General features: G+C 73.7%; 4 protein-coding genes and 1 pseudogene. All 5 read left to right on the top strand.

Annotated features, from left to right (window positions below; translation table 11 throughout):
• Positions 1–303: pseudogene (locus tag ACYVE9_RS18350) on the top strand (shikimate dehydrogenase); the annotation flags it as partial.
• A gap of 97 nt (positions 304–400) precedes the next feature.
• On the top strand, positions 401–1,585 hold the full coding sequence (gene aroC / locus ACYVE9_RS18345) for a chorismate synthase (protein WP_461028966.1): 1,185 nt from the start codon (positions 401–403) through the stop codon (positions 1,583–1,585).
• Positions 1,582–2,097: a shikimate kinase gene (locus ACYVE9_RS18340; RefSeq protein ID WP_461028965.1), complete on the top strand. Its 516-nt coding sequence runs from the start codon at positions 1,582–1,584 to the stop codon at positions 2,095–2,097. Before aroC ends, ACYVE9_RS18340 begins: the two co-directional genes overlap by 4 nt.
• Positions 2,094–3,197: a 3-dehydroquinate synthase gene (gene aroB, locus ACYVE9_RS18335; protein ID WP_461028964.1), complete on the top strand. Its 1,104-nt coding sequence runs from the start codon at positions 2,094–2,096 to the stop codon at positions 3,195–3,197. The genes ACYVE9_RS18340 and aroB overlap by 4 nt, the downstream gene beginning before the upstream one ends.
• On the top strand, positions 3,194–3,646 hold the full coding sequence (gene aroQ, locus ACYVE9_RS18330) for a type II 3-dehydroquinate dehydratase (RefSeq protein ID WP_461028963.1): 453 nt from the start codon (positions 3,194–3,196) through the stop codon (positions 3,644–3,646). Before aroB ends, aroQ begins: the two co-directional genes overlap by 4 nt.
• Positions 3,647–3,918: the final 272 nt, after the last annotated feature.

The raw sequence follows: 3,918 nt of genomic DNA, 5'->3' as shown, positions 1-3,918 counted from the left end.
CCGGACGCGGCCGCGGCGCTCGACGTCCCGCTGGTGGTGGCCACCACCCCGGCCGGAGCCACGGACCCGCTCACCGGCTCGGTGCCCGCCGCCCCCGGCACCCTGTTCGACGTCCTGTACGACCCGTGGCCGACGGCCCTGGCAGCCGCCTGGTCCGACCGCGGCGGCCAGGTGCTGGGCGGACTCGACCTGCTCGTGCACCAGGCGGTGCTCCAGGTCGAGCAGATGACCGGCCACCGTCCTGCCCCGCTGGACGCCATGCGTGCGGCCGGGGAGTCCGCCCTCGCGGCCCGGGCCCGCTGACGACCGGCGTTCCGACTGCTGGACCGCGGTCCGGTGGCCCGCCCCCGGCATGGCAGGATCGGGGGCGAGCACACCGCGCCCGAAATGAGGAGCACCGTTGAGCAGGTTGCGCTGGCTGACCGCGGGGGAGTCGCATGGCCCCGCACTGGTGGCGACGTTGGAGGGGCTGCCCTCCGGAGTGCCGGTCACCACCGACATGGTGGCGGACGCGCTGGCGCGGCGGCGGCTCGGTTACGGCCGTGGGGCGCGGATGAAGTTCGAGCGGGACGAGGTCACGTTCCTCGGTGGTGTGCGGCACGGTCTCACCCTTGGGTCCCCGGTGGCGATCATGGTGGGTAACACCGAGTGGCCCAAGTGGGAGAAGGTGATGGCTGCCGACCCGGTGCCGCAGGAGGAGCTGGCCGAGCTGGCCCGCAACGCGCCGCTGACCCGCCCGAGGCCCGGGCACGCGGACCTGGCCGGGATGCAGAAGTACGGCTTCGACGAGGCCCGCCCGATCCTGGAGCGGGCGTCCGCGAGGGAGACCGCCGCCCGCGTCGCGCTGGGTACCGTGGCCCGCTCCTACCTGGAGCAGACCGCGGGCATCGGGATCGTCAGCCATGTGGTGGAGCTGGGCCGGGCGCGCGCGCCGCAGGGGCAGGTCCCGGTCCCGGCGGACGTCGAACGGCTCGACGCCGACCCGGTGCGCTGCCTGGACGCCGAGGCGAGCCGGGCGATGGTGGCCGAGATCGACCAGGCCCACACCGACGGGGACACGCTCGGCGGTGTCGTGGAGGTCGTCGCGCACGGCGTCCCTGTCGGCCTGGGCTCGCACGTGCACTGGGACCGCCGTCTCGACGCCCGGCTCGCCGCCGCGCTGATGGGCATTCAGGCGATCAAGGGGGTGGAGGTCGGTGACGGGTTCGACCTGGCCCGGGTGCCCGGCTCGAAGGCGCACGACGAGATCCACCGCACCGACGAGGGCATCCGCCGCGCCTCGGGGCGCTCCGGCGGTACCGAGGGCGGGTTGAGCACCGGTGAGCTGCTGCGGGTGCGGGCGGCGATGAAGCCCATCGCGACCGTGCCCAGGGCGCTGGCCACCATCGACGTGCAGTCCGGTGAGGCGGCCAAGGCCCACCACCAGCGTTCGGACGTGTGCGCGGTGCCGGCGGCGGGCATCGTCGCCGAGGCCATGGTGGCCCTGGTGCTGGCGGACGCCGTCGCGGAGAAGTTCGGCGGCGACAGCGTGAGCGAGACCCGGCGCAACGTGCGCGGCTACCTCGACAACCTGGCGATCCGTTGAGCGGGCCGGCGGTCATCCTGGTCGGCCCGATGGGCGTCGGCAAGACCACGGTGGGACGGGTGCTGGCCGAACGGCTGGGCACCACCTGCCGGGACACCGACACCGACATCGTGGAGCGGGCCGGCAAGCCGGTCGCGGACATCTTCATCGACGACGGTGAGCAGCGTTTCCGGGAGCTGGAGCGCGAGGCGGTGCGGACCGCCGTCACCGAGCACACCGGTGTACTGGCGCTGGGCGGCGGCGCGGTGCTGTCCGCGCAGACCCGGCGGCTGCTCGCCGGTCGGCCGGTGGTGCTGCTGGAGATGGGCGTCGCCGAGGCCATCCGACGGGTCGGCCTGGACGCCCCGCGCCCGCTGCTGACCGTCAATCCGCGGCAGCGCTGGCGCCAGCTGATGGAGGAACGCCGCCCGCTGTACGCGGAGGTCGCGCGCGTCCAGGTCAGCACCGAGAACCGCACCCCCGACGAGGTCGCCGACGAGATCCTCGACGCCCTGGAGCTGAAGAAGTCATGACATCGCACCCGACCGGGTCGCCCACCCGCATCACCGTCGGCGGCAGCGCCGGCACCGAGCCCTACGACGTGCTCATCGGCCGTCAGCTGCTGGACGAGCTGCCCGCCCTGATCGGCCCCCGCGCCCAGCGCGTCGCGGTGCTGCACCCCGAGGCGCTCGCCGAGACCGGCGAGGTACTGCGCGAGGACCTCGCCGCCCAGGGCTACGAGGCGATCGCCGTCCAGCTGCCCAACGCCGAGGAGTCCAAGACGGCCGAGGTCGCCGCCTACTGCTGGAAGGCGCTGGGCCAGACCGGGTTCACCCGCACCGACGTCATCGTGGGCGTCGGGGGCGGGGCGACCACCGACCTCGCCGGGTTCGTCGCCGCGACCTGGCTGCGCGGGGTGCGCTGGATCGCGGTGCCCACCACCGTGCTGGGCATGGTCGACGCCGCAGTGGGTGGCAAGACCGGCATCAACACCGCGGAGGGCAAGAACCTGGTCGGTGCGTTCCACCCGCCGGCCGGGGTGCTGTGCGACCTGGCCGCGCTCGACTCGCTGCCCGTGCACGACTACGTCAGCGGGCTGGCCGAGGTCATCAAGGCCGGTTTCATCGCCGACCCGGTCATTCTCGACCTCATCGAAGGCGACCCGGCCGGGGCCCGCATCCCCCAGGGTCCGCACACCGGCGAGCTGATCGAGCGGTCTATCCGCGTCAAGGCCGAGGTGGTGGCCGACGACCTCAAGGAGTCGGGGCGCCGCGAGATCCTCAACTACGGTCACACCCTGGCGCACGCGATCGAGAAGAACGAGCGCTACAACTGGCGGCACGGCGCCGCCGTCGCCGTCGGAATGGTCTTCGCCGCCGAACTGGGCCGCATCGCGGGGCGGTTGGACGACGCCACCGCCGACCGGCACCGCGAACTCCTCCAGGCGGTCGGACTGCCCGTCACCTACCGCGGCGACCAGTGGCCCAAGCTGCTGGACACCATGAAGGTCGACAAGAAGACCCGCGGCGACCGACTGCGGTTCATCGTCCTCGACGGCCTCGCCCGCCCCGCCGTCCTGGAAGGCCCCGACCCGGCCATGCTGCTCGCCGCACACGCCGAGATCGCCGCATGACCACCAGCACCCGCCGCCGGGTACTCGTACTCAACGGGCCCAACCTGGGCCGGCTGGGCTCCCGCGAGCCGGACGTGTACGGCACCACCTCCTACGCCGGCCTGGTGGCGGCCTGCACCGAACTCGGCGCCGAACTGGGCTTCGACGTCGAGGTCCGTGAGACGAACCACGAGGGCGAACTCATCGGCTGGCTGCACGAGGCCGCCGACGGACGGCTGCCTGTGGTGCTCAACCCGGGCGCGTTCACGCACTACTCGTACGGGATGCGGGACGCCGCCGCCCAGCGCACCGCGCCGCTCATCGAGGTGCACCTCTCCAACCCCCACGCCCGCGAGGAGTTCCGGCACCTCTCGGTGGTCGCCGCGGTCGCCACCGGTACCGTCGCGGGCTTCGGCATCGGCTCCTACCGGCTCGCCCTGCGGGCACTCGCCGACGAGCTCGACGACTGACCGCACCCGTCGGGCACCCGACGGCACGGTGGCCCGTTCATACTGGTGGCGGCCCGGGACGGTACCGTTCGTCAGCGACAGAACGCCGTCCGGCGCCGCCGACAGGCCCGAGTGAACGGAGTGGGGACCGGATGCAGCACTACGGGGCGCACCCGCCCGTCCCACCGGGGCGCCCGCCGCACCCCGCCCAGCCGCCCGCACCCCCGGGCTGGAACGTGAGCGCACCGCCCGGTGCCCAGGCCCCGGAACCGACCGGACAGCTGCGGCTGCCG

This window comes from Streptomyces sparsus, assembly GCF_054776295.1.
This window is presented reverse-complemented; position numbering and strand designations above follow the sequence as displayed.

Excerpts from the sequence above, each read along its gene's own strand:
- aroB (WP_461028964.1), top strand. The coding sequence starts at position 2,094 with ATGACATCGCACCCGACCGGGTCGCCCACCCGCATCACCGTCGGCGGC.
- aroQ (WP_461028963.1), top strand. The coding sequence starts at position 3,194 with ATGACCACCAGCACCCGCCGCCGGGTACTCGTACTCAACGGGCCCAAC.